Here is a 3169-nt window from a genome sequence, read left to right as displayed (position 1 = left end):
AGCGACATGCTCGATTACATTAGATGGTGGCAAAAAAGCTAGATGTCAGATGCAGGCCGCCGGGGTTCGGTTCATAAACGAGAGAAAATAAGTTGTAGGTTGAACAACAACTCCGCCTGAGATCATGCGCGGGCGTCTTCGGGGGAGCAATTATGTGGTCAGAACCCAATGGTCTTCCCCTTAACCGCAATCTTAGAAAAAGGGGGCAAAAGGATGGCGTTCAACGATCTTGAGCGTAAAAGATTCCAAAAGCTCGTGGGGGCCTTCATTGAGCAAATTCGGCCTCCAGGGCATATTCGGCCCCAACTCGATTTTGGATTTCGTATTACTAGTCAAAGCATCGAACTATTCGAGATTCGCCCGCAATGGGACAAGCCGAAGATCAAGCACGAACATTCCTTTGCCAAGGCCACGTACGTCAGAACCAGGGACCAATGGAAAATCTACTGGAAAAGGGCCGACCTGAAATGGCATGGCTATGAACCCGCCCCGCACGTTCGGACAGTCACGGACTTTCTCGCTGTGGTCAAAGAAGATCAGTACGGTTGCTTCTATGGGTAGAGAGACTCCAACCTCTTTTATTGAACCGGTAAAGGAACCATCCAATGAATTTTGGAAACACCACACCGATCCTACGTATCTTTGATGAGGCCAAGGCCAGAGAGTTTTACGTGGACTTTTTGGGGTTCTCCATCGATTGGGAGCACCGTGTGGAACACAACTTCCCGCTCTACATGCAGGTCTCAAAAGACCACTGTATATTGCACCTGTCAGAGCACCATGGCGGCGTTTGCCCGGGCGCCACGATTCGCATCGAGACCAGCGACTTGGAGGCCTACCATGCGGAATTGACCGCCAAGCGATACAAATACGCAAAACCCGGAATCGAAGACATGCCCTGGGGAACGCGGGATATGTCGGTCATCGATCCCTTCGGGAACACCCTGACCTTTACCACTGCTATTAGTGGGTGATCTTTTATAGGGTTCCCCATTTGTTTCGTTGGAAGAAGAAAAATGAATTTGTTAACCATGCCGGAATCTTCTCTGAACTACGGGAAGGAGTGGTGAAGGAAAGCTTGAAATAATAATGATAAGGCTAACCGGCAAAGGCTTCATGGGGTGGATTCTAGCTTTCCTGGTGGTGTTGCTTGCCTGTAATCTTATCTGGCTGGGGACATCGACTGTCAGCATTCTGAATGCCTCGAATCACCCCGTCCCGTCGGTTGCCTATAGGGCCTGTGAAACGACTCACCATCTTGGCACCATCCAGCCTGGTCAATCCAAATTCAGATTCTTGCAAGCTTGCGGGGACGATACGCTGGAAATCCTCGTAGGAGACTCCAGATTTTGTCAGATCTACGTCGAAGGCGAACTGTACCATGTCGATGCGACCATCAGCGGCGAGAAGGTCGTGAGCTGCGCCTATGACGATCTGTTATCAAGCTTGTTCGTCATGAAAATATTGAGATGAATGGATGCCCCGAAAAGGGTTTTGAACCGGCCCCGCCTTATGCTGACTTAGGGATTTCGTTGGATGGTCAGGAACGACAACATGGCGCAACGACCAAAGCAGGAATTCAGGCAAAGAGAACTGGAAATTCTGAAGGCGAGAGTTTCTCAAGTAGAGGTCACAAGGCTCTATGATCGATTAGCGGGTGTATATGATCTCTGGAGCCATCTGACAGAGGCGAAGGCTCGAAGACGGTCTTTGGAATTGGCAGATGTCCAAGATGGCCAGCAGGTCTTGGAAGTGGCCGTGGGCACGGGGATGGCGTTTGTGGAAATGGTCAAGAATAATCCTCACGGACGGAATGTCGGCATCGACATATCCGAGGGAATGCTCGAGAAGGCCAGACGACGGCTTCGCGAAGCCGGATGTGAACACTACGAGTTGTCAGTGGGCAGCGCCTTGGCAATTCAAGCAGACGACCATTCTTTTGACGTGCTGCTGAATAACTATATGTTCGATCTGTTGGAGGAGCACGATTGGCCGATGGTCCTCAAGGAGTTTCATCGGGTGCTCAAGCCAGGAGGAAAACTGGTTGTCGTCTCCATGACCTTCGGCGAAAAACCAGGGAGTGGATTCTATCAGCGATTATACCAACTCGCGCCCTTGCTGATGGGCGGGTGTCGGGCGGTTCGCCTTTCGGGGCCGCTGGCCCAATTTGGCTTTGTGGTCAAGGTCAGGGAATATGTCCAGCAACTGTTCTTTCCCTCGGGAGTCATTCTTGCCATAAAGTCCGATATCCAACCGATGTTCTAGCGGACCTGTAATATTTATCGAGGCAGTCCATCTAGGGTACATCCTTGAGTTAAATTACTTGGCTTGAACGGGGTAAGCGGAGAATGAGGTGAGAAAGAGAATTTAAACAATTGGGGTTTCCTGATCTGTTGCACTCACTGTTGACATATTTCGCTTGTTCATCAACAATTCTTTTCAGTTCCGATATTTTCCTTCATGGCGACTGGTGCGGGTGACCATTGAAGAATGGTGGGGCGATGGTGATATCTATCCAACTATGCTGTATACCTGTTGTCCCCAAGCGAGGGCTGGCGGGTGTTCGTCGTCTGCTTGATGGGAGTGAATCCATCAAGGAAGGGTGTTGTAGTGATTCGCATCAGAACCCGTCAACTGACCTATAGGGCGAATCACATTGAAATGGCAGCGATAAGGCCGCAATTTTAAGCAATTGGAAGGCGCGTTATATGGACAGAAATGGGCAGATCGGGGTCTTATACGGATCCACCTAAACATTGTTAGCGTTCAAAACAGAGTCGGGTGATGGATTCAATCGGAGAAGTATTTATTAGCTACAGTCACGACGACGTGAATCACGTTCAACGTGTTCTTGAATTATCCAACAAACTCCGAGCAGACGGTATCGATTGTGTGCTTGACCAATACGAAACGTCACCCCCTGAGGGGTGGCCTCGTTGGATGGCCAAGAAAATCGAAGATGCCAAGTACGTCCTCATGATATGCACAGAGACATACTATAAAAGAGTCATGGGGAGGGAAGAGCCAGGTAAGGGGCATGGTGTCAAGTGGGAGGGTAACTTGATCTACCAGCATATCTATAATGCTGGTTCTGAGAATCTAAAGTTTGTGCCAGTAATTTTCGAGCCCTTCCATTATTCCTATATTCCGACTCCGTTGCAGAGCGCCT

Annotated in this window: 5 protein-coding genes; all 5 read left to right on the top strand. The window is 49.6% G+C overall.

The features are described 5' to 3' along the window. The first annotated feature begins 213 nt into the window (after positions 1-213). Positions 214-561 (top strand): DUF3024 domain-containing protein, encoded by a 348-nt coding sequence (locus H6750_21670; GenBank protein ID MCB9776918.1) that lies wholly within the window; start codon positions 214-216, stop codon positions 559-561. Positions 562-605: 44 nt separating this feature from the next. Further along, positions 606-974, top strand: a complete 369-nt coding sequence (locus H6750_21665) for a VOC family protein (protein ID MCB9776917.1) — start codon at positions 606-608, stop codon at positions 972-974. 115 nt (positions 975-1089) lie between these two features. Next, the gene (locus H6750_21660; GenBank protein ID MCB9776916.1) at positions 1090-1473 is read left to right on the top strand and encodes a hypothetical protein; all 384 of its coding nucleotides are present in this window, start codon (positions 1090-1092) and stop codon (positions 1471-1473) included. Between the two features lie 81 nt (positions 1474-1554). Then, a complete protein-coding gene (locus H6750_21655; protein ID MCB9776915.1) occupies positions 1555-2265 on the top strand; it encodes a methyltransferase domain-containing protein in 711 nt (236 codons plus the stop codon). 519 nt (positions 2266-2784) lie between these two features. Then, positions 2785-3169: toll/interleukin-1 receptor domain-containing protein (locus H6750_21650; GenBank protein MCB9776914.1), on the top strand; the 385-nt coding region annotated here is incomplete at its 3' end.

Source organism: Nitrospiraceae bacterium (assembly GCA_020632595.1).
Classification (GTDB): Bacteria; Nitrospirota; Nitrospiria; order Nitrospirales; family UBA8639; genus Nitrospira_E.
Note: the sequence above shows the minus strand (reverse complement) of the source record. Positions and strands in the feature narration are given on the sequence as shown.

What these genes read in the sequence shown, in the direction of transcription:
- H6750_21670 (MCB9776918.1), top strand. Translation starts at nt 214, where the DNA reads ATGGCGTTCAACGATCTTGAGCGTAAAAGATTCCAAAAGCTCGTGGGG.
- H6750_21665 (MCB9776917.1), top strand. Translation starts at nt 606, where the DNA reads ATGAATTTTGGAAACACCACACCGATCCTACGTATCTTTGATGAGGCC.
- H6750_21660 (MCB9776916.1), top strand. Translation starts at nt 1,090, where the DNA reads ATGATAAGGCTAACCGGCAAAGGCTTCATGGGGTGGATTCTAGCTTTC.
- H6750_21655 (MCB9776915.1), top strand. Translation starts at nt 1,555, where the DNA reads ATGGCGCAACGACCAAAGCAGGAATTCAGGCAAAGAGAACTGGAAATT.